At 64.9% G+C, this 19,681-nt stretch carries 16 protein-coding genes and 1 pseudogene; 8 read left to right on the forward strand and 9 right to left on the reverse strand.

The window, feature by feature from the left end; genetic code table 11:
* Nucleotides 1-31 precede the first annotated feature (31 nt).
* Both J4N02_RS01805 and J4N02_RS01810 read right to left on the reverse strand, forming a co-directional pair.
* Nucleotides 32-946, reverse strand: a complete 915-nt coding sequence (locus tag J4N02_RS01805) for a polysaccharide deacetylase family protein (RefSeq protein ID WP_188333876.1) — start codon at nt 944-946, stop codon at nt 32-34.
* Between the two features lie 48 nt (nt 947-994).
* On the reverse strand, nt 995-1,912 hold the full coding sequence (locus J4N02_RS01810) for an NAD(P)/FAD-dependent oxidoreductase (protein ID WP_188333877.1): 918 nt from the start codon (nt 1,910-1,912) through the stop codon (nt 995-997).
* Nucleotides 1,913-1,922: 10 nt separating this feature from the next.
* On the opposite strand from J4N02_RS01810, the gene J4N02_RS01815 reads away from it, so the two are divergent.
* From J4N02_RS01815 to J4N02_RS01825, 4 genes are all read left to right on the forward strand, one after another.
* A complete protein-coding gene (locus J4N02_RS01815; RefSeq protein ID WP_188333878.1) occupies nt 1,923-2,453 on the forward strand; it encodes a TetR/AcrR family transcriptional regulator in 531 nt (176 codons plus the stop codon).
* Nucleotides 2,454-2,714: 261 nt separating this feature from the next.
* On the forward strand, nt 2,715-2,918 hold the full coding sequence (locus J4N02_RS17275; RefSeq protein ID WP_375539349.1) for a sigma factor-like helix-turn-helix DNA-binding protein: 204 nt from the start codon (nt 2,715-2,717) through the stop codon (nt 2,916-2,918).
* A complete protein-coding gene (locus J4N02_RS17280) occupies nt 2,911-3,411 on the forward strand; it encodes a hypothetical protein (protein WP_375539350.1) in 501 nt (166 codons plus the stop codon). The genes J4N02_RS17275 and J4N02_RS17280 overlap by 8 nt, the downstream gene beginning before the upstream one ends.
* The gene (locus J4N02_RS01825) at nt 3,336-4,184 is read left to right on the forward strand and encodes a hypothetical protein (RefSeq protein WP_397421342.1); all 849 of its coding nucleotides are present in this window, start codon (nt 3,336-3,338) and stop codon (nt 4,182-4,184) included. Before J4N02_RS17280 ends, J4N02_RS01825 begins: the two co-directional genes overlap by 76 nt.
* A gap of 33 nt (nt 4,185-4,217) precedes the next feature.
* On the opposite strand, the gene J4N02_RS01830 is transcribed toward J4N02_RS01825, so the two are convergent.
* A complete protein-coding gene (locus J4N02_RS01830; RefSeq protein WP_188333881.1) occupies nt 4,218-4,673 on the reverse strand; it encodes a hypothetical protein in 456 nt (151 codons plus the stop codon).
* A 77-nt stretch (nt 4,674-4,750) separates the two neighbouring features.
* Nucleotides 4,751-6,283 (reverse strand): sigma factor-like helix-turn-helix DNA-binding protein, encoded by a 1,533-nt coding sequence (locus tag J4N02_RS01835; protein ID WP_188333882.1) that lies wholly within the window; start codon nt 6,281-6,283, stop codon nt 4,751-4,753.
* Nucleotides 6,284-6,498: 215 nt separating this feature from the next.
* Between J4N02_RS01835 and J4N02_RS01840 the strand changes: the two are divergent.
* Nucleotides 6,499-7,354: pseudogene (locus J4N02_RS01840) on the forward strand (IS5 family transposase).
* 342 nt (nt 7,355-7,696) lie between these two features.
* Here J4N02_RS01840 and J4N02_RS01845 read toward each other — a convergent pair.
* From J4N02_RS01845 to J4N02_RS01860, 4 genes are read right to left on the reverse strand one after another with little or no spacing between them, the layout of a single operon-like run.
* Nucleotides 7,697-9,772, reverse strand: a complete 2,076-nt coding sequence (locus J4N02_RS01845; protein WP_188334526.1) for an AIPR family protein — start codon at nt 9,770-9,772, stop codon at nt 7,697-7,699.
* Nucleotides 9,727-10,722 carry a PD-(D/E)XK motif protein gene (locus tag J4N02_RS01850; RefSeq protein ID WP_188334527.1) on the reverse strand — a complete coding sequence of 332 codons (996 nt, stop codon included), beginning with the start codon at nt 10,720-10,722 and terminating at the stop codon, nt 9,727-9,729. The genes J4N02_RS01845 and J4N02_RS01850 overlap by 46 nt, the downstream gene beginning before the upstream one ends.
* Nucleotides 10,715-13,543 carry a Z1 domain-containing protein gene (locus J4N02_RS01855; protein ID WP_188334528.1) on the reverse strand — a complete coding sequence of 943 codons (2,829 nt, stop codon included), beginning with the start codon at nt 13,541-13,543 and terminating at the stop codon, nt 10,715-10,717. The genes J4N02_RS01850 and J4N02_RS01855 overlap by 8 nt, the downstream gene beginning before the upstream one ends.
* Nucleotides 13,540-15,021 (reverse strand): ATP-binding protein, encoded by a 1,482-nt coding sequence (locus tag J4N02_RS01860; protein WP_188334529.1) that lies wholly within the window; start codon nt 15,019-15,021, stop codon nt 13,540-13,542. The genes J4N02_RS01855 and J4N02_RS01860 overlap by 4 nt, the downstream gene beginning before the upstream one ends.
* 269 nt (nt 15,022-15,290) lie before the next feature.
* Here J4N02_RS01860 and J4N02_RS01865 point away from each other — a divergent pair, with 269 nt between their 5' ends.
* Nucleotides 15,291-15,719, forward strand: a complete 429-nt coding sequence (locus tag J4N02_RS01865) for a very short patch repair endonuclease (RefSeq protein ID WP_223202693.1) — start codon at nt 15,291-15,293, stop codon at nt 15,717-15,719.
* On the opposite strand, the gene dcm is transcribed toward J4N02_RS01865, so the two are convergent.
* Entirely contained in the window at nt 15,663-16,856 is a 1,194-nt protein-coding gene (dcm, locus tag J4N02_RS01870; RefSeq protein WP_188334531.1) for a DNA (cytosine-5-)-methyltransferase, read from the reverse strand. The genes J4N02_RS01865 and dcm overlap by 57 nt on opposite strands.
* Nucleotides 16,857-16,990: 134 nt before the next feature.
* Here dcm and J4N02_RS01875 point away from each other — a divergent pair, with 134 nt between their 5' ends.
* Together J4N02_RS01875 and J4N02_RS01880 are read left to right on the forward strand one after the other, a co-directional pair.
* The gene (locus J4N02_RS01875; protein WP_188334532.1) at nt 16,991-18,211 is read left to right on the forward strand and encodes a type II restriction endonuclease; all 1,221 of its coding nucleotides are present in this window, start codon (nt 16,991-16,993) and stop codon (nt 18,209-18,211) included.
* Nucleotides 18,212-18,280: 69 nt separating this feature from the next.
* Nucleotides 18,281-19,660, forward strand: coding sequence for a M20/M25/M40 family metallo-hydrolase (locus J4N02_RS01880; protein ID WP_188334533.1), 1,380 nt, complete (start codon nt 18,281-18,283; stop codon nt 19,658-19,660).
* Nucleotides 19,661-19,681: the final 21 nt, after the last annotated feature.

A 19,681-nucleotide genomic window follows, 5' to 3' on the forward strand; every position in this document is an offset into this window, starting at 1 on the left:
CCGGACGCCGCGGGCTGCGGCCGGGCGTCACTCAGGGGGCCTGCCTGACCGCCTTCACGATGGCGTCGCCCGACCAGGTCGAGTTGACGAGCACCCGGCGCAGGGTGAGGGCGGGGGCGCCGGGATCGACCGGCTTCTCACCCAGCTGGAACGCCGTGGTGTAGCCCGCCTCGGCCAGGTGGGGAAGCGCCGCGGGGTTCCACGCGCCGTAGGGGTAGGCGAACGTCTCGACGGCCTGCCCGGAGTGCTTGCGCAGGGTGGCGCGTGCCTCGTCGAACTGGATCCGCCAGTCGTCGCCGGAGTACTTGGTGACCTGGTGGTGGTCCCACGTGTGGGATCCGATGGTGTGCCCCGCGTCGGCCAGCCCCTTGATCTGCTTCGGGGTGATCCACCCGGACTTGCCGATCACCACGGTCATCACGAAGAACGTGCCGACCATGCCCCGCCGGACCAGCTCCGGCCCCGCGACCAGCGGCTGGCTGTCCTTGCCGTCGTCGAAGCTGATGATCACGGGGTTGTCGGGCAGGGACGCCCCGCCGAGGTGGGCCAGGTAGTCGTCGGGGCTGATGGTCGTATAGCCGGCCTCGGCGAGCCCATCGAGCTGGCGCCTGAAGTTGGCCGGCGGGCAGATCAGCACCTGCTTGCTGTAGGACGAGTCGTCCTTCGTCCAGTCGCGGATCTGGTGGTAGCACAGCACCGGCACCGTGGCCCGTTCTGCCAGCACGGTGCCGCTCGGTGTGGGCGACGGCGTCGGGCTCGGCGTGGGTGAGACCGTGGCCGGGCCGGCGCTCCAGGTGGGGGACTCCGTGGGCCCCGCTGCGGCGGACGTCGGCGGACTGCCGGGTGCCGCTGGTTCGGCGGAGGGACGCACCGCGCAGCCGGCGAGCAGTGCGGTCGCTCCGGTCAGGAGCAGGCGACGACGAGACAGATCCCGGGGGGTGGGCATGTGGCCACCCTACGCCCGCTTCGCGAGGGCCCGTCCGTGACCCTCGGCTCAGCGGTGACGCACGCCCGGCAGCCGCACCAGGCGGTCACGTAGTCCGGCGCCGCGCTCCAGCATCGACACCCGCATGGCCAGACTGGACGCCGCCCGCAGTCCCTGCGTCCGCGCGGCCCGAGTGCGCTGGTAGTGCCGCAGGGCGCGGGGGACGTCCATCGTGCTGAGCGCCTGACCCAACGCCACGGCGTCCAGGATGGACTCGCAGGCACCCCGCCCGAGATTGGGTGCCATGGCGTGGGCGGCGTCCCCGATCAGGACCGCCCGGCCCGAGCTCAGCCGCCAGCGCGCCGGCGCGACCCAGAGGTCCTGCCGCAGGATGGCCGCCGGGGTAGTGGCGCCGATCAGCGCCTCTGCCTCGGCCCCGAACCGCGCGGCGAGCGCGACGGCGACCCGGTGGGCGGTGGCGTCGCCCCAGGCCGAGATGTTCGCGAACTCCCCGTTGGCGCGGTGCGCGAGGTACCAGTTCGACTCCCCGGACGCCGTCCGCCCCGACCATGAGGTCGCCCGCCAACGTGTCAGGCGCCCCACCCGCCCCGTGCTGCGGACCACCGAGGCCGGGACCGCGGCGTCCAAGGCCTTGAGGAGGTGGGGGCGCGTGACCAGGTGCGCGCTCCGGTTCTCGATCACGTGCAGGGTGCGCCGCGCGCCGTCGGCGAGCTCGAACCGGTCGATCAGCCTCGCGTTCGCGCGCACGGTATCGCCGACGCCGATGCTGTCGAGCGCGGCCATCACGTCGGGCCACATGGCGAGCCCGGCTCCGGCCGGCGGGCGATCGGGCGCCTGTTCGTGCAGCGTCACGGACCAGCGCTCGGGGTCCAGCGTCGCCGCGAGGGCGAGGCCGGCGATGCCGCCGCCTACTACAGAAATAGTGCCAATTTCAGGGAAGTTACTATGAATGTAGTAACTCGACAAGGGGGAGTGGATGGGCCGGCGCGAGGAGTTGGGGGACGCGGCGATCGCCGTGGTGTCCGCCGCGGGGCTCAAGGGGCTGACGCACCGCGCGGTCGACACCATGGCCGAGGTGCCGGCGGGCACGACATCCAACTACTTCCGCACCCGGCAGGCCCTCGTGGACGCCGTCGCCGACCGCATCGAGCAGCGCGACCTCGAGGTGTGGGCCGCCCTGGGCGCGCCGCCCGAGACCTTCGAGGCCTTCACCCACTGGCTGGGTGCGTTCGCGCGGGCGATGGTCGTCGAGCACGGCGAGCTGTCCCGGGTGCGGTTCTCGCTCTTCATGGCCGACCCCGACCGGTACGCCCCGGGCCACGACCGGTTCCTGGGCAGCGTGGCGGGGGCCCTGCAGCTCCTCGGGGTCGAGGGCAGCGACGTCGTGGCGCCCGCGTTCCTCGACTACCTCGACGGGGTCATCCTCCACGGCACCACGGTCCGGCCGCACGCGGTGCCGACCGCGGAGGTCATCGCCGCGAACCTCGCGCGCCTCGCCGGTCACTGACGAATCCCGCGCGGGCGGGACGCCGCGTGTTGCCTTTTGGGCCCCTCGAACGTTGGGTGGGGGAGAGTCCGATGGAAAGGGCGGCATGGACGCGGAGGCATTCGACCGGTACTTCACCGCGCGATACCCCGTGCTCGTCGGGCACGTGACGGCCATGTGGGGCGACCCGGGCGCCGCCGCCGACGCCGTCCAGGAGGCCTTCGTCCGGGCGTGGACCAAGCGCCGCGAGTTCGGACGCCACCCCCACCCCGACGCGGCCGAGTGGATCAGCCTGCAGCGCGCCCTGCGCGAACCGCCCCCCAACCAGCGGGACGCCATGTCCTGCACTACCTCGCCGACCTCCCGGTCGCCCGGGTCGCCGAGGAACTGGACGCCCAGCCGGGCACCGTCCGCGTGTGGCTCTCCCGCGGACGGGACCGCCTCGGCGTCCTCCTCGACGAGGACAAGGAGCCCCGCCATGCGTGAACAGGACCTCCGTGATCTCCTCAGCCGCTACACGCCCTCCGGCGAGGGTGCGCCCGCGGCGTCCAGCATCAGGGGTCGCGCGGCCCGCCGCCGGCTGGTCCCGGTGGGGGTGGCGGCGGTGGCCGTCGTGACGGCCGGGGCGCTGCTGGTCCCGCAGGTGCTGACTCAGCCGGCGGTGCCCGCACCCGCGGCGTCCCCGACTGTGCCCGCCACACCAGCGAGCGGGACGCCGATGCCCACCCCGTCCGCCACCCCGTCGCCCGTGGTGACGCCGACGCTGTCGTGCCCGGAGATCAGGGACGCGTGGCGCGAGGCGCTCACGGCACCCCTGGAGCTGCCGTCGGGGTTGGGCTCCAACCTCAGGCTGATGGCCGTGCGCGGCGAGGCGGTCACGGTGGGCAGGCGAACGGACGCCTCGTGCGCCACCACTTCCCCCACGGCATGGACGGCGACTCGTTCGTCCTCCCGTCGATCGCGGACGGAGCGACCCTGATCCTCCCCGAGCTCACCGAGGAGCGCATCGTCTTCGGGGAGCGGTGGTCGTCCAGCAGTCCGCGGTGGTGGCGCTTCTTCGTGCAGGAGGGCGCTGGCGCCGAACCTCGGCTGCTGGTCGAGGAACGGGACGTCATCGGACCCGAGGTCTTCTGGGTCGACGGCGATGTTCTGCGCTGGGTCGACTTCGTCCGTGAGGACGGTGCCCTACCGGAGCGCGACCGCCTGACCCAGATCCGGGTGGACGACCCGGACGCCGTGCCGCAGGTGGTCCTCGAGGTCGAGGCATCGGGTCATCCGATCCTGTTGGAGGACCTCATCCTGTTCAAGCCGGAAGGCACGTGGGTCGCGTACGACCGCCACACCCTCGAGGAAGCGACCATCCCGTCTTTCATCCCCCCCGATGACTACTGGCGGTTCCAGGGAGGCAACGAGGTGATCCATGACCTCGACAGGGTCGACGGCACCGAGGAACTGGTCCTGACCGATGTGGTGACCGGAGAGTCGCGCCCGATCTGGAAGGGCCCGCTCACCGACATCGTCACCGTCGAAGGCGACACGGCACTGGTCCTGAGAGGCCGCACGGTCACCTTGGTGGATCTGAACTCGGGCAACCAGCTCGAGATCATGGACGACAACGGCACCACCGAGGGGATGCAAATGACCCCCGAGCTGATGGGGGATCTCGTCGTGCGCCGAGCCAACGGCCCGCGCGGTGACACGGGCAGCATGGCGCGGTTGTCCGACCTGCCGACTACGATCCCTACGTGCTGAGCGGTCGCCAATCTCTACTGACTTCGGGGCAGATCAGAATTGGTCCAGCCGCCCGCTGCTGAGGGTATGTTCCACCCGGTCCGCGACGAATCCGACTGCGAGGATGGCGGTCTCCAAGGTTCGTGTGGACAGGCCTTCGATTGGAAGTGCCATCGAGAGGTACTGGAACGGGAACAGTCGCGTCCGTCCGAACAGTTGGAAGTCGTTCAGGACGATATCCATGATTCGGGAGAATTCGTCGTCGTCGGCATCGTAATAGCCGCCCGAGTGTCGGGACATCCGGGACATGACTTGCAGGACCTCAGGAAACGAGATGCTAGGGGCGCCGAAGCGTTCCAGAGTTGGTCTGACGATGTGCCTCAACTCCACGAACTGTGACCGTCCGGCCAAGCCTTCTGCAACTTCAACGACGAGCAGATCTGAAGCTCGGTGGACGACCTGCCACTTGGGGCTGTTCTCGACTTCCCAGAAGAGCTTGGCGATCGTCATGGCTTTCCTCCCGTTGCCAATTCGGCTCTCATCAACTGTGCCAGTTTCATTTCAACAGGGTCGAGGCGTAGGGTCGGTCACCCTTCTATCAGTTCTTGGAAGGCCTCGGCCCACAGTTCATCCCCACGCTTGATCAAGGTCTCGAAAACCTGATCCTTGGGTACCCCGATTGCCTCGGCAACGCGATCGCCGTCTGCACAGTCGGCCTCGGGTAGCCCGGTGAGCCGGCTCAAACGCTCGGCTGGGGTCTCGGCATGCCTCGGGGGCGCCACGAGGGACATGTCGACTCCGAGTCGCTCGCCGAAGCTCAACCTGAGGACGTCGCCAACTTGGGCTCCCAATGCGTTCGCCTGTGCTTGGAGTGAGCCGATGCTGGGACCTACATGGGTCTTCTCTGACCAAGTCACTGGGATGTGCGCGATCGGGTTCCTAAGCAGCAATCCAGGATTGCCCGGGGCGAGCCCAAGGAATGTCCCTATCTCGTGAGGTATAGCTCTCCCACTGCCGCGGAGGATGTCACCATCCACTGGCACATGCCAGATCAAACTCTCTCCCAGCAAGCAGAGCCCTTGAACCTGTTCCGCCTTGTCGCGCGGAACGAACGGATCATCCGCTCGCCTCAAAGCGACGATGTAGCCGCTGACTTTGAAGATGGGTGCATAGCAGTACATGGACACGGACGCTGTGGAAACCTCGTACGTCTCCTCCAACTCTTGGGCCAAGTCGGAAATCAACCGTGGCCCGCCCTGCAAGCGGGAGACCATCAGGTCGACAACCGTGGTGTAGCGCGTGCCACCCCAGGAGCTGAGACCGAGCTTCGTTTTCGTTACCCTGCTTAGTCGCTTGTCCTCAAACACGCGTTGACGGAAAGAGCGAACCGAGCCCTTTCCCACGACATCGAACAAGTCGTCCAGTTCCTGCGGTTCGTCCCGAAGTTCCAGAACTGCAATTGTCTTGTCCACCAGCGAGCCGGTCCAGTCGACCAGCTGCTCGTCGACGCGGTACAGCCCGGCAATTTGGTCAATAGCAAGCGGCACGTGCTCCGCCAGGACACCGGCGCCCTCGAGCAGTTCGATCAGTTCGTACTCGTCGATCACCCGTTCATTCCCATCGACGCGGGGGAGATCCTTGACGGATGGCAGAGTGAAACCGTCGCGGATCAACATGCCAGCCGACTGCTTGTACCCCGCTAGCCAGCGGATGAGGTTTCGGACACGTCGGTCCGCTTTGGGCACGCAGCCCTCTAGCAATGCCAGCGGCGCGATGCTGCCCGCCTGGCGGATCAGGGTCTGGACTGCCCAGCGCACCGGGAGCCAGTCCTCCGCGTGCTCAAGGTGGTGGCGGATGTCTGCGTCGGCCGGACCCTCCAACTGGCGTACGCGTTCCCGCGTCACATGGAAGTCGGTCGCCAATTCCTCCAATGTGCGCCTCACCGGGCCGGCCATCCGTTCCACCAGAATTGCCGAATGGCGAGGATCGATGGTTTGGAGGTACGCAGAGACGACAGCGTTGGCGCTTCGTTGGGCGCCGGCCGGCAGCAACGTTGAGTTCACCATCTCCCACGCGGCCTCGACTTCTACAGGTCGTTGAGAGTCCTTGAGGCCGGCCAAGGCTCCCCAAGTTGACTCTCCGGTGGTAGTCGATGCCCAAGCCGCCAAGAGACCCAGCGCGTTCAACCACTCTTGGTGGTCGGACCCGGGGGGCGCAGTGGATTGCCAGCGCTCCACGGCGTCGTCGTCTTGGACGTCGATCGCCAATCGGCCATCCAGCACGACTAGGGCGTGTCGCGTAACTGATTTGGGTGGTTTGGGTCAGGGTTGTCTTTGTGACCAGGAGTCCTCAGTTCAGTGACGAGATGTGGGCGCGGATTGAGCCGTTGATGCCGCGTGGGGGCGCGAAGGGCGGCCGTCCGTGGAATGACCACCGGCGGACGGTGGAGGGCATCTGTTGGCGGTTGCGGACGGGGTCGCCGTGGCGGGACGTGCCGGCCGAGTTCGGATCGTGGTCGAGCTTGTGGCGCCGCTTCAACGCGTGGGCCCAGGACGGTACCTGGGACAAGATCCTCACCGCCATCGCCGGTTCACCGGAGGCAGAAGGTCTGGTCGCGGTGGTGGACGGCACGATCGTGCGGGCCCACAAGCACGCTGCCGGCGCCCGAAAAGGGGGATCCACCGAACTACAAGAATCCTCGGGCCGAACCAGCTGATCACGCCTTGGGGCACTCCCGTGGCGGGTGGACGACGAAGTCCCACGCCCTGGTCGACGCCTCCGGTCACCTGTGCTCGCTGGTGGTCACCCCGGGTCAGGCCGGTGAGAACCCCCGCCTGTTGGATGTGATCGATCTTGCCCCTCACCGGGTTGTCCGGGTGGTCGCGGACAAGGCCTACTCCCATCCCTCGACCCGAACCGAGCTCCGGCGGCGAAGGATCAAGGTGACCATCCCCGAACGCTCCGACCAGATCGCCCGTCGCAAGGCCAAGGGCAGCCGCGGCGGTCGCCCACCTGCCTTCGATCCCACCATCTACAAGGGCAGGAACGTGGTGGAACGCTTCTTCAACCGGATCAAGGAGTTCCGCGCCATCGCCACCCGCTACGACAAACTCGCTCGCAACTACCGCGCCGGCCTCGTCCTGGCCAGCACCATCATCTGCCTACGAGACCAGTTACGCGACACGCCCTAGGGCCTCTGAGCTCATCTGGTTGAACAGCGCAACGAAGTCCGCTGGCTCGACGCTTCCCCCAGCTCGCGACACCAAGTCGTCAATGCTCATGCCGAGGACCCAGCCGACTCTCGTCCACAGATCCCCGTTGGGTGGACGCAGGAGCATCTCTCGGAGTTGCTCGAGCGCGGCCATCTCCCCGTGGCTGGCAGGCACAAGATCGAGAGCCGGCGCCGCCAATGGAATATCCCTGAGCAAAGCCAGCGGGGGGAACAGCGCGCCGACTGGGTCGGCGGCCCTGCCCGCGTCTACCGAGCTTGCGGCTGTTGAATTCCAGTGGCATGGGCGCATCGAAATCCCCTTTCAGTCTGAGAACCCCAAGCGGCGGGCTTCGGCGATCGCCCTTGCGCCTTGAATGGCCTGCTTCCGAGAGGGCGTACGTTCGGCGCTGGCGATCCTGCCGAGGCTGAAGGCGAGGCTGCGCTGCCAAGGTTCGAGGCTGCCCGTCTGCTTGGCCCACCCACTCAGTGAGAACCACACGTCGCTGGGGATCGCCACCACTGTTGCGAGTGCAGCAGCCTCGTCTTCAGACATCTGCTCACCGATGCTCGCGGAAGATGTGGTCTTGGTGCGTACGCTCCCCCGATCCATCTCGGGGCCGAGGGCGGCGGGAACCGACCACTCGAGAGCTTGCACCGCGACCCAACACGCCTCCTTCTTGGCCCACTCACCCACGTTGCGAGTGCCGGCGGAGTCAAGTAGGACCCCATGTACGAGTGGCGCCAACTCGGAGATCGCCTCTGCCAGGGCAGGTGAAAGCTCTTGGCGGCGCCAGATAGCCCGCAGATCGATCTGCTGGCCGGTCGCGTGCAAGAGTCGTGCCAGCATGTAGGTGACTGTCTGCGAACGGTATCCGCCCAGCTTGAGGGAACCGACGAGACGCTCGGACTGCCGGAACAGGATCGCCTTTGCCACCAAGCTCTCGAAGTAGTTCTGGTCTGGTTTGAACGTCGACCCTCGCTTGCTCAGGCGGATCATGAATTCCCTGAAGTTCTTCTCTGCACCCAAGGACACGATGTGTGGCAATTGGTCCCAAGTATTCTCGAACTTGGCCAAGTCAGTCTTGGTGAACTTCTGAGAAACGGGGTGCTCTTGCTTGAACTTCCGCTGCTGGGCCGGGGTGCGGCTTCTGCCGTGCGCATCTGCGTACTGGCCGCGGGCGCGCTCATAGAACCATCGGGTGAGATCGTTTGTGCCAGCCTTGCCGGGTGCCCAGATGGTGCGAGACAGCCGCTCAATCTCGACGTGGAAGGGGTCGTTCGCGCTGAAGTCGGCCAGATTCACCCTGTTCTGGCTGTTGGCGTACTCGCTGATCCTGGGCACCAAGTCGAGTAGGAGGGTGGGTTCAACCACCGAGACTTTGGCTTGAACGTGGATCTCGCTGAGATCCGCCTTGTGGCGAACCTTCGCAAAGTGGAGGGATGCGCTCGTCTGGCCACCGTTGACGATCTGGAGATCCCTGATCTCAGCCAAGCCTCGACCACCACCAGGCAAATCGACGAGGGTGACTCCAGATGCCGTCATCGAGATGCCGTTGTTGTAGGCCAAGAAGCGTCTCGGAGCGGTCTTGATCGTTTCTTGGATTCCCCGGTTCACCTTCCCGCGTGACTGGAGGAACGAACGGACATTGAGTTCAAGCAGGCGGGGGCCGTGCTTTTCGTAGATGTTCGCGATGAACTCCGCCGGAAGCAGGGTGAGGTACGCCGCGTAGAAACCCGGGTCGCCTTGGGGACCAAGGCAGGGGATGGGTTCTCCCCATTCAGCGAGGACATCAACCGTGATGGACTCCTGAACGCGTCCGCTCGTTGTGAGCTGATGCAGCCGCTCCAAGTCCCAGACCGCATGGTGAACCCGACGGCGTTCGGAGGTGGTGGGACCCGGTACCTGCGTTCGCAGGATCGCGTTGGTGAGGATTACGAGTCGTACTTCGCCAACTCGCCGCCATACCTCCTCGATCCTGTGGGCCATGTCCCAGCTCGGGGCCGACTCCTCCAGGGAAGAGTGCAACCCACGATGGGCGCGTTCCGCGAAGGTCGAGAGGCGGCGGAAATGGGTATCGAGGTCGGCCTTGACCAAGGACTGAGGCTCTAGTTCACCGCGATAGTCGGTGAGGAACAGCCACAGCGTGCTTTCGTCCTCACTCAAGGTGAATCCCGAGGCGCGCGCGCCAGTGGCTTGGTAGAAGGCCACTTGGGCGTCGTCGATCTCGCCCGCCTCCGTGAGCACCTCGAACATGTACTCCGTAAAGGCCTCAGGAAGGGACCGCTCTTGACCTTCTTCCGCTGCGTCGAGCGAGATCTCCCGCTGCAAGTCCAGCAGGAACTCCGTGAGTGCTACTGCCAAGGCAATTCCTCCAGTCGCGGTATCAAGCTGGCCCATGGGGTCACAAATGGTTCGAGAGCGCTTCGCTCCACGCAGTAGGAGACATCGCGCATCCCGGTGGGAAGTTGAGATGGGACAATGCGAGGGAACCCCTCTCGGACATGGAGCAGTTCCTGAGAGCGCACCAAGAAGCGTTCGGGACGCGTGTCGGCCAAAGAGCGGTGCCATCCAGAGGCCATTAGGCGGTCCTCGAAGGCCAAGTGGGTGTCTGGGGGCAGGTGGTTGGTGGCGATGTCCAGGATGAGCTCCGCCAGAGTCATGCCCGTCCCATCAGCTCGCTCATCGAGCCGAATGTAGGCCACGAACAACTGGTCCACTCCCACCTCGTCGAGCTGCCGCTCGGAGGTGATTCTGAGCTGGCCGTCCCCGTTGCCGCGGAAGGACTTGACTTCAACGGCGGTGCCGCTGGCTAGAAAATCCTGGACAGCGGGGTCTGGACCATGCCATGCGCTCAACGCGCCGGATGGCCCGAGTGCCGGGAGGAACAGGTCCCGTAGAGTGATCAGCTCAGCGAACAGCCCGGCGGCGGCTTCGGAACTGAAACGGTCACGCGCGGCTGCGAAGAAGCTTTGCCAAGCGACGACTCGCTCCAGTACGCGAGCGGCCGCTCCCTGCCCTGGCTGAGCAGCCAGTACGCGCACCACATCATCCGCTAGCTCTGTGAACATCGGGTCTCCGCCACGACCCGCGTTGGACGTCAACTGCACGGTGACTTGATCGGAATCGACCTGTAACCCGACCTCGAGTCCGCGCGAAGACGTCCTACGGCGGGGAAGGCCTTCGGGCTTCCCGTAGATCGTCATGATGACGCGCTTGGACCGGCTCGGTCGACTCTCCCCGAAGAACACATCATGCCCGGAATCAGGGATCACCCGGCGCCGAACCCAGCCAGTACCTTCGGGCTCAGCCGCCAAGCTGCTCCAGATCGCGGCCTGCGAGTCACTCATCTTCGAATTCCTCATCGTCCCATCCGAACTCCTTCTTGAGCTCGACCAAGTTCACTTGATACTCGATCGGCTTGGCTCGGTCTGACCAAGGGAACGAGGTCGCGAAACCGACGAACGGGGTGTTGTCGGGCTGATTGTCGAACTCTGACCACTGGGAAGGGTCCAGCGCGTACAGGAGAAGTAGGCCTTGAGACTTGTGGCGGCTTCGCCTTTCCCGGAAGGCTGAAGGCTTACGTGGTGCCTCGACGTTGGGGTCGAATCGGGCGCTCTGTTCCCACGCCTCGACGGTTTCGCGCAGCGCCTCGTCCCACTCGGGTGATCCTTGCACCATGTCAATCAGCTCGTGGTGCGGGCTGACCAGACGACGGATCGTGTATCGGGTGGATGCTCGGCTGGGGTTGTGATGCTGGCGGGTTGTCAGGCCGATCGAGAGCGGTCCCACGTGCGTTCGGGTGCTCCCGGATTGCACGTCGCCCAGCACGACGGTCCAGGAGGTCAGCTCGTTATCGGCTACCCGAGACGTTATGTAGCTGCTCAAGGCCGTGGGCTGGACCTTGATGGCCGCTCGCTCCGCGCGATAGTTCGCAAGGAAGCCGAGGATCAGATCGGAGTGCACGTTGCGCCAAACCAAGGTGCCGTCAGGACTGTCAGAGACCGGCTGCCCGAGAGAGCCCGTCAGTGTGGTCAAGGCGCTCCAGTTCTGCGGTCGGTCCGCAGCTCGGAACGTCACCGTTTCTGCGATTGATCCGCTGAAGGAGACGCTGAGCTTCTGCGCGTGCCGAAGCTTCGCAGGAGATGTGACCAAGAGCCCGTCGGGGTGCTGCCGAACGCGGAGGCCAAACTCTTCAGGTGTCTTGCCCACGGCTGACATCGCGTCGAACTCGTTTTGGAGCTCGGCGGTGGCGGCGGTGATCCGCTCGTACCAATCCTTGAGTCTGCTCGTCGTGTACAAGCGACACAGGTCCATGTAGCCAGGGCGATACCCGAACCACCGACCCATCTGCATGAGCGTGTCGTACATGCGGCTCGCCCTGAGGTAGTAAGAGACACTCAGACCTTCGAGTGTGAGGCCTCGGGACAGCTTGTCACCGCCGACAGCGATGACGCTCACGCCCTCCGGATGGTCGACGTATGTGAGTGAGTCCTCGGACCGTCCATTCAAGACCCTCACGTGAGTACGGCTGGCGATTTCGTCCAACGCTGCCCAGAGATCTTCGAACGGCGGCATTTCACCGGTGAGAGCCGCCATATCTCCGTGCCTCGAGAAGTGGTTGTGCGTCGGTACGAAGTCATCCTCATAGAGCTGTTTCGCGCGGCTACGGAGCGTAGGTGCAGCGCCCTCGCCGTAGCGCAGCCTGCGCTGCATGTCCTCCAACAACGTTCGGAGCTGGTCCCCGACACGCGCCTGGGTGGAGATGTATCGCGTTACATGGACCAGCATCGAGTGATGCTTACCGCCCTGCCCGCGGATCTGCCTAACTGCCCCTGCCATCAGGAAGGCCAAGGTCGCCTCGATCAAGGATTCGGGGAGGTCTTCACCAGGCAGGTCACCGGCCTTGTGTAGATCGGGGAGCCAAGCCTCATGGTCCGAAATGCCTCGGAAGATGGGGAGTGCTTCCACGGCCTCGATTGCGTTCTCCGTATCCTCACGCAGGCCAAATACCCGTTCAGGGCCGACATAGGTGCTGGGCACTGGAAGGTTGAGTATGAAGCTGCGGGGGAAGAGATCTCGTCCTGCCGCGCTGTGGTCGGCGTCCGGGTCGATGAAGATGTTCGCGAAGGGGGTGGCTGTGTAAGCGATGTAGGATGCGCGATCAAACGTGTCCATGAACTTTCTGATTAGGCCGTTGATGACGGACGGGTCAGTTTCTTCATCCCCGTAACCCTCGGCCTTCGTGTTGACGGATGCATGGTCCGCCTCATCGTCAATCATCAGCATCGGGACGCCGCGAACCCGGTTCTTGCCAGTGTGGGGATCCACTTCCTTGGTCAGGTTGGTGGCCCACTTGTACAGGTTCGTGAGGATGGATTTGTTCTTCTTCACCACGAGCACAATGGGATCGGCGCCGCCCGGCGCAACTCCAAGGTTCTTGGCTACGGTGAGACGAAAGTCTCCATTCTCCGCGGATGACGTGAATGAGTTGACTATGAGGCGATGGCCCGCCAAGCGACCGACCCCGATGCGGTTATCGTCGGCAGCCTTCGAAGCAACCATGATCTTACGGGTGTCGAATCCGAGGATGCCCTCGTCGATGCGTGATTGTGTCTGGCTTCGCAGACTGTTGTGAATTCCCGCGAGGATAACGATCAACTTGTAACCGTTGTCGATGGCCTTGGCCACCAACCCGATGTAGTTGCCCGTCTTTCCAGACTGGACCTGCCCTGCGACCAGCCCTCGACGATCCCAAGGCCCCTCTCTTTCGGGGTCCTCAAGTCTCCCCAGGATGTCGTCGGTGACCTCGTCGAGCCGACTGATCGCCGAACTCGGCATGCCCCCGTTCTTTAGGAAGCGCTGGTAGCGCTGCCAGAAGGGCCAATCCTTCTTTGACTCCAACTTCTCGGGGAGCCATGGCAGGTGGTCTGCATCGTCTGACAGCGAACTCCAGTTCCCGACGAAAACATTGTTGCTGGCTTCGATGTCGCGGATCAGCTGTTCTTCATCCAAGTCTTCATGCGGCCCGGCACTTGTGGTGTTCCGAACAAACTGCGTGGCCGATCGTACCCATTCTCGAAGCTGTTCAGGGGACACCGCGTGCCCCTGCGCCTTTGCGTTGTCAAGGAACATCTGCACCGTCTGTCTGACCAATGCCGCACTCGTCATATGTGGGTCTCCTTGAGCGTCGCAATGATTTCTGGGTATGAGTTGAAAGGTTCCGCCGCAGCGAGGCGTTCGATGGCAACTTCGGGAGAGAGGCCAGTGCCTAGGAGTCCCATGTAGGCGAAATCGGCGAACGACCCCAAATCGCGTTTGTGTTGGTCGAATGGAGCCGGCGCGTGTTCAACCGCAGCTGCGACCGAAATTCCGATCAGAGGAACTGGAACGGTCTCCTCTGCAAACTTGAGGGCCCGTTGGATCAGCTGTCGTTTATCGCCTGCTTCGGCGATCAGTGTCTGAATCACCGGGTGTTCGCGGTTGATTTTGTATCGCTTGTGGCCCGCCCGGTCTAGGATCTCCAGCCACCCGAACACGAAGGGTTGAGAGGTCTTTCGGGCAAGCAGCTTCCCGCGGTGACGATAGACCTGCTCCGCGCGTGACCGCGTCGCTCGCGCGATGCGGCGGAGATGCTCATGGAGTTCCCCGGGGGGGCGTGCAGTGGACTTCTTGACATCAACCTGCCAGTGATGGTCAAGAGAGGACGGGAACTCAACAGCGATCCGGGCGAGTTTCGTGTGCTCGTCCTTGCTGAAGCCCAAACCAAGCCAGTCCCCTTGTACCAGCAGGCGGTTGGACCGGTAGACGTAGAAGCCCTGTTGCTGGTTCCAACCCGCAGCCCCTGCATGGCGATCCGCGGCTTCCTCCGACAGCTTGTTGCGGTGAGGCAGTACGTATGAGGTGACCCGAATCAAATCGCCTCGATACGGGAGGGACTCCTCCGCCAAGACTTGAGTTGCGGAATGGGACAGCAAGAAGGGATCCCACGGGTCGATGGGCTTCCCGTTGATTGTGATCTGGACGCGTCCGGCTCCAACCAAGAAGCGATGGAACGTGGCTTCGAGGTGCCGCCGAACGCGGTCAGTTACTTGGAGGAAGCGGTGGTGGGCCTTTGTGTCGGTCACCGAGGATTCGCCGACCAATCGGTCCGCCTTGGTCCATTGCACCACTGTTCCGCTCGGCTGTGGAGGCGGATCGGGTTGGAACCCGTTGGGAGGCGTCCGCAGGAGGCGCCACTCGCCCGACAGCGCCACGGTGTCGAGATCCCATCGACGCGTTGACACTTGGCCGGTCCTGGCCGATCGGCTCACCACCGTCAGCTCACGTGCTTGGGAGAAGGAAGCAGTCTTGAGCCCCAGCCCGAAGCGGCCAAGGTCATTGTGGGCGCGCTCTTCCGAAGGGCTGGTGCTTCCCGGTCGCATTGCACTGACGAGGTCCGGCTCCGTGATCCCCTGCCCGTCGTCTGTCACGCGGATGGAGGAGTTGCCTCCATCCCAGTGGAAGTCGACCTCAACCAACTTCGCGCCCGCAGAGATGCTGTTGTCCACTAGGTCTGCGATGGCAGATTCGGGGGAATACCCAAACGCTCGTAAAGACTCGATGAGGGCATCCGCCCGCGGTTCGGCGATGTCCCACTCGTCAGTCATTTCAGGGGCTTGTCCTTTCCGCCGGTCCTCGCCAACGGCGAACACTGGTTTCGGGGCAGTCTAGGGCTTGCGTCTGAAAGCCGGAACTTCAGGTAGGCCCCCTCGGCCTGTCGTCGACAATCGGCCGCCCCTGAGGTGATGCCGGGACTCCCGGTGTGTCTATGGTGTGGGCTAGGTTCGATGGCGCTCATGGCGTGTCATTGGCAGGGAGGTTGAGCGTGATGCGAGTGCCAGCCGTTGGACCGCCGAGTGACGCCGTAAGGCGCCGCATGGAATCACAGAGGCGAAAGGACACATCGCCTGAGCTGGCGCTGCGCAAGGCACTGTTCATTCGGGGTTTGCGATATCGGATCCATTGGCCTGTGCCCGGCCGACCTCGGCGGACGATCGACGTGGCCTTCCCGAAGGCCCGGGTGGCCGTCTTCGTGGATGGCTGTTTCTGGCACGGATGCCCCATCCACAGCGTGGCACCCAAGAACAATGGCCAGTGGTGGGAACGCAAGTTGGCAGCAAACGCAGCCCGAGATGAGGAGACAAACCAATCCTTGGCTGCGGCGGGTTGGCAAGTCCTTCGAGCATGGGAACACGAAGATCCCACCGACGTGGCAGTCCGGGTCTGGGGCCTCGTCAAGGGAGGGGACCTACAACTGGGCGGCAACCATCTTGGCCACCTGCTCGACCACGGGAACGACGATTGAGTTGCCGAACTGTTTGTAAGCCTGGGTGTCTGACACAGGGATCTTGAACGTGTCCGGGAAGCCCATCAGGCGCGCGCACTCCCGTGGCGTGAGCCGTCGCGGCAGTTCGCCTTCTCCTCGGCTGACCAGCACCTCGGAGCCATCCTTGTAGTACCGCGCGCTGAGAGTTCGAGCGACGTCCTCGTCACCCACCAAGCCGAAACCGAACCCGTTCCCTGCGGCGCGGTGCTTGTTGGCGTAGTTCTGCAAGTAGGTCCAGAGGTGTTCGGTCAGCGTGTACTTACCCGCCACCTCGGCGCGTGGGCCGGTCGTGTAGGGCGCCTCAGGCGCCTCGCTGCCGTCCTCGGGGTGCAGGATGTCGCCCATGGTCGGTCCGAAGAGAGGCTCTTCAAGGTCCGCGAACTCGAAATCATTGGCGTCCCGGAAACCCACGATGAACACGCGCTTCCGCATCTGCGGGACCCACGGGGATGCGTCGATGACCTGGTAGTGGACGTCGTAGCCGAGCTCCACCTGGAGGGTGCGCATGATCGTTCGGAACGTGCGGCCCTTGTCGTGCGAGGCAAGGTTCTTGACGTTCTCGAGCATGAAGGCGCGCGGCCGCTTCTCGTCGATGATCCGGGCGATGTCGAAGAAGAGTGTCCCTTGGGTCTCGTCCTGAAAACCGTGCGGCCTGCCCAAGGCGTTCTTCTTGGACACGCCGGCGATGGAGAACGGCTGGCAGGGGAAACCGCCGATGAGGACATCGTGGTCGGGGACGTCGGCCGCCTTCACTTGGGTGATGTCCCCGGCGAAGGTGTGACCCTCCGTGGTGCCGAAGTTCTCCAGATAGGTCTGCTGCGAGAACTTGTTCCACTCCGAGGTGAAGACGCATCGGCCGCCAGCTGCCTCGAATCCCAACCGGGTACCGCCGACGCCTGCGAACAGGTCGATGAACGTGAAGCTGGCCGGCCTGGTCGCCTTGGCGAGCTCCGCGCGCAACAGCGTGTCGATCTTCTTGGGAGGTGTGCTGTCCCCAGCGAGCCATCGGCGGACGGTCCGTTCGGTGTACCCCGTCAGCTCGGCGATCTGGGGTTGGGTAAAAGTTCGGGCGACGTGAGCCAACAGCGGGTTGGTGCTGGGCTGGGTCAAGGTCATGTGGGCCACCTCTGGGAATGAATGCGGACATTCTGTCCGGGTCTGCTACCGCGAGTCAACTGGACGGGTTTCACGGTAACGGCCGCGTCCGACAGTCCTGGCATGCGGTGCTGAGATCGCCTTAGATGAGAGGCATGCCCGACGACGTGCTGTCCTTTGAAAAGCCGGATCTGGAGCTTGCAGCTGCTGCGGTGATCGACGCAACGGGTGCCGATGTGGCCTACTGCAAGTTCCTCACGCCCAATGACACGGGGGAGACCGCGTCCCACCAAGCTGGCTTCCACGTGGCGAAGGGCGCTTGGCCTGTGATCCTCGACCACGAGGGGATGAAGGGCCAGAACACTGACAAGGACTGGCGCATCTGCTGGAACGGCCAGCACATCACGGACTCGAGAGCGATCTACTACGGGCAGGGAACCAGGAACGAGTACCGCCTCACACGATTCGGCACGGACTTCCCGTACCGGCACCCCGAGAACACAGGGGACCTCTGGGTCCTGACACGGAGGGCTGGATCGTCCCAGTTGAACGCGTGGGTGCTCAGCTCCGAAGCAGCTGTGGACGAGTTCCTCGGAGCCTTTGCGTTGAGCCCGGAGAACACGAACCAACTGCTGGACCAGCGGAGAGGTCGCTCGGCCACTGTTCCAGACCAAGCTGATCGCGAAGCACGCCTCATCAGCGAGTACGTCGCCGGGCTCCCGGAAGGGTTGTTCCCCACGACATACGAGATCTCGCGCTCAGCCCGCGCCATCGACGCGCAAGTCCACAGGGACGCGGCTCCCGGACTTGGGCCCGACTCAGTCATCAAGCGTTGGGCGGAACTCGAGTATCGGATCTTTCTCGCCGTGGAGGAGCGCACGTACGGGGATCTGGTGGCTGAAGGGTTCGAGACAGTAGACGAGTTCGTGGACGTGGCGAACCGAGTCCTCAACCGGCGCAAGTCCCGTGCTGGCCATTCCCTGGAGAACCACCTCGCCGCCATCTTCGACGACGCAGGTGTGGGATACGAAGCCCAAGTACGGACCGAGGGGAATCGGAAGCCTGACTTCATTTTCCCGTCCGCTCAGCGTTACCACGACCGAGATTGGCCGGATTCTCGCCTCGTGTTCCTGGCTGCAAAGACCACGTGCAAGGACCGGTGGCGCCAGATCCTGAACGAGGCGGCACGAATCCCGCACAAGCATCTGTTCACGCTGCAGCAGGGCATCACGAGTGCCCAGCTGGACGAGATGTCAGAGGCGGGGGTGACGCTTGTAGTGCCCGCGGACAACAAGCGGACCTTCCCGCCGGAGCATCGGGACTGGATCCTCAGCCTCGCGGAGTTCATCGCGCTGGTGCGTGAGGTCACGGTCTAGCCGGAGGCAGCAGGGCCGAGCCCGCGGCGTCCAGACAGCTCTGGAAACCCGATCGGGTACTTTCTGCACGTGAAGACCCCCCGCCGCTGGCTGTTGATCGGCATCGCTGCTGTCGTGGTCGTCGCGCTCGTCGCCGTGTGGTTCCAGTGGAACAACCGACCGCGGATCATCCCGGCGGTGGACTCGGCCGCCTTGCGCGAGGCGATCACCACCGAGGACCTGATGGCGCACATCCGCGAGCTCGAGCGCATCGCCGACGCCAACGGCGGCAACCGGCAGGCGGGGACGCCGGGGCACGAGGCGTCCATGGCCTACGTCGAGGCGCAGCTCAAGGAGGCCGGCTACGAGACCCGGCGCCAGGAGTTCTCCTACGAGCGGAGCGGGATCGTCGACGCGTCTCTGGCCGTCGGCCCGGGTGGGGAGCAGGCGCTGACGCGGGGGGAGGACTTCCAGCCGCTCGGCGGATCCGGGAGCGCCGCCGGCCGCGTGACCGCCGTCGACGTGAACCTCGAGGGCGACCGGCGCTCCACCAGCGGATGCCAGGAGGACGACTTCGAGGGGTTCCCGGCCGGGGACATCGCCCTGCTGCAGCGCGGCTCGTGCACCTTCCTGGCCAAGACCCTCAACGCGCGCCAGGCCGGGGCGAGCGCCGTCGTGGTGTTCAACCAGGGCGACGCCGACGACCGCACGGGCGTGTTCATGGGCCAGGTGCAGGACGCCGACCTCGACATCCCGGTCGTGACGACCACCTACGACATGGGCGCCGCGTGGGCGACCCAGCCGACCGAGCTGACCCTGAACGTCGAGTGGCGGGAAGGCATGGTCGAGACCGCGAACGTGCTCGCCGACCTGCCCGGCACCAGCGGGCGGACCGTTGTCGTCGGCGCCCACCTGGACGGGGTGTCCAGCGGGGCGGGGATCAACGACAACGGGTCCGGGGTTGCCGTCGCCCTCGAGGTGGCCCGGCACCTGGCCGAGGTGGGCGTGCAGCCGGAGCATGGCGTCCGGTTCGCGTTCTGGAGCGGTGAGGAGGACGGGCTGTGGGGGTCGACCCACTACGTCCAGGACCTCGACGAGCCCGCCCGGCAGGCCACCGAGGTGTACCTCAACCTCGACATGGTCGGCTCACCCAACCCGACGCCGTATGTCTACGCCGGCTTCGGGGAGGGCGACCACCCGGTCGGGAAGGTCATGGCCGACCACCTGCGCGAGCAGGGGGCCGAGCCCGTCGACGCCACGTTCGAGGACAGCGACCACCGGCCGTTCCTGTACGCCGACATCCCCGTCGGCGGGCTGTTCACCGGCGCCTACCTCGACGAGGGGGCCGGTGTGCCCGACCCGTGCTACCACGAGTCCTGCGACCGGGCCGACAACATCGACGCCGACATGCTGGGCCTGATGGCCGACACGCTCGCGCACGGGGTGCTGGCGGTGGCCCGGCCCGCCTAGGTCACACCTGGGGCCGGCTGG

The organism is Propioniciclava sp. MC1595 (assembly GCF_017569205.1).
In the GTDB taxonomy this organism is placed as follows: Bacteria; Actinomycetota; Actinomycetes; order Propionibacteriales; family Propionibacteriaceae; genus Propioniciclava.

Excerpts from the sequence above, each read along its gene's own strand:
- dcm (WP_188334531.1), bottom strand. The coding sequence starts at position 16,856 with ATGACCTTGACCCAGCCCAGCACCAACCCGCTGTTGGCTCACGTCGCC.
- J4N02_RS01850 (WP_188334527.1), bottom strand. The coding sequence starts at position 10,722 with ATGAGTGACTCGCAGGCCGCGATCTGGAGCAGCTTGGCGGCTGAGCCC.
- J4N02_RS01855 (WP_188334528.1), bottom strand. The coding sequence starts at position 13,543 with ATGACGAGTGCGGCATTGGTCAGACAGACGGTGCAGATGTTCCTTGAC.
- J4N02_RS01845 (WP_188334526.1), bottom strand. The coding sequence starts at position 9,772 with ATGGGCCAGCTTGATACCGCGACTGGAGGAATTGCCTTGGCAGTAGCA.
- J4N02_RS01875 (WP_188334532.1), top strand. The coding sequence starts at position 16,991 with ATGCCCGACGACGTGCTGTCCTTTGAAAAGCCGGATCTGGAGCTTGCA.
- J4N02_RS17280 (WP_375539350.1), top strand. The coding sequence starts at position 2,911 with ATGCGTGAACAGGACCTCCGTGATCTCCTCAGCCGCTACACGCCCTCC.
- J4N02_RS01860 (WP_188334529.1), bottom strand. The coding sequence starts at position 15,021 with ATGACTGACGAGTGGGACATCGCCGAACCGCGGGCGGATGCCCTCATC.
- J4N02_RS01815 (WP_188333878.1), top strand. The coding sequence starts at position 1,923 with ATGGGCCGGCGCGAGGAGTTGGGGGACGCGGCGATCGCCGTGGTGTCC.
- J4N02_RS01830 (WP_188333881.1), bottom strand. The coding sequence starts at position 4,673 with ATGACGATCGCCAAGCTCTTCTGGGAAGTCGAGAACAGCCCCAAGTGG.
- J4N02_RS01805 (WP_188333876.1), bottom strand. The coding sequence starts at position 946 with ATGCCCACCCCCCGGGATCTGTCTCGTCGTCGCCTGCTCCTGACCGGA.
- J4N02_RS01865 (WP_223202693.1), top strand. The coding sequence starts at position 15,291 with ATGGAATCACAGAGGCGAAAGGACACATCGCCTGAGCTGGCGCTGCGC.